The sequence below is a fragment of the Colwellia sp. BRX10-9 genome, from assembly GCF_014077405.1.
Taxonomy (GTDB): domain Bacteria; phylum Pseudomonadota; class Gammaproteobacteria; order Enterobacterales; family Alteromonadaceae; genus Colwellia_A.
The window spans coordinates 1-1,123 of record NZ_JACGVV010000089.1 but is presented as its reverse complement, the minus strand read 5'-3'; the positions used below and the strand labels follow the sequence as shown (position 1 = coordinate 1,123).

Sequence of the window (1,123 nt, the reverse complement as noted above, 5' to 3'; positions counted from 1 at the left end):
AAACGAAGATGCCCTACAACGAATCAAAATATTTAGAAGCATTAAACCGAAGAGGATCGCCACTGTTAAAATTTGCAATAAATAGCTAAATTTTACTAGTTGTCCACCTCAGGGCGTGTTGTTAGAGGTTTGATGCCACCAAAACTAAGCCGAATACAATAATTAACCCAACTATGAACAAGTTACCAGAATTTTTAGCAACTGCAACATGATCCTCTGCTATTGGATACATTGGCAAAGAAGACAACTCCCAAAATGAACATGCAATCCAGATAAATGGAAATAGAATTAAGCTGAAAAGACTATTTGTTTGAAGTAACAAAAAAATACTTAAACCTGCTCCCAATAATTTAAATGCTGTTGGCCAAGCAGATTGGAAACCAAAACGGTATTTAGAATGCACATAACTTAATTTATCGCATAATTTACATTGAGACGGCGAATTGGAGCCTGACCAAATTTTTGACCAAAAGCCGATTCCTTTCTCATTGCAGATTGGACAGGTAAACAAATAAAACCTCTAACGCCCCATTAAGAGGCAAATAATGGTTGGCTAAAATAAGCGACGAAGGAGTAAATAGCCAACTGTTATTTGTCCTGCTTGAATGCCTTGTTAGCTGTAATTTAACCAACAAACCTGTGATTCTTGGTATATATCTGAAATCTTTGAAGGCTTAAACTCAGTATCAAATGTAGATATTGCAATAGAAACCCAATCTGGAAATTTTTTACTTCCGCTCCATTGCAAGCTAGAACCACATACACCACAAAATTTCCGCTCTACAGAACCAGAAGAATTATAAGATATTAACTTATCTGCACCCGAAATATAAACAAGATCATTTTTAGGAATACTGCCATAAGTGGCAAATGCTGCACCATGCTGCTTTTGACACATAGAACAATGGCAACTCGTAACCTTCTTAGGATCACTTAACAATTCAAATTTAATTTGTCCACAAAGACAGCTTCCTGAATGCATGATTATCCTTTACAGCTAACAGCTTGTATGGATAATAAATCCATTAATTAATAACAATTTAAACCAAGTTCGGTAAAGTGAGACCCAAGCTTTGGCTGCAACCAAAGTCTTCTTATACGATAGTTCGACTAACAGCTGGCT

At 36.1% G+C, this 1,123-nt stretch carries 1 protein-coding gene; it reads right to left on the bottom strand.

Annotated elements, in window-relative coordinates:
• Positions 1-613: 613 nt before the first annotated feature.
• Positions 614-982, bottom strand: coding sequence for a GFA family protein (locus H4J69_RS19590; RefSeq protein WP_182214396.1), 369 nt, complete (start codon positions 980-982; stop codon positions 614-616).
• Positions 983-1,123 lie beyond the last annotated feature (141 nt).

Bases quoted from the DNA above. Each gene is read 5' to 3' on its own strand.
- H4J69_RS19590 (WP_182214396.1), bottom strand. From the start codon at position 982: ATGCATTCAGGAAGCTGTCTTTGTGGACAAATTAAATTTGAATTGTTA.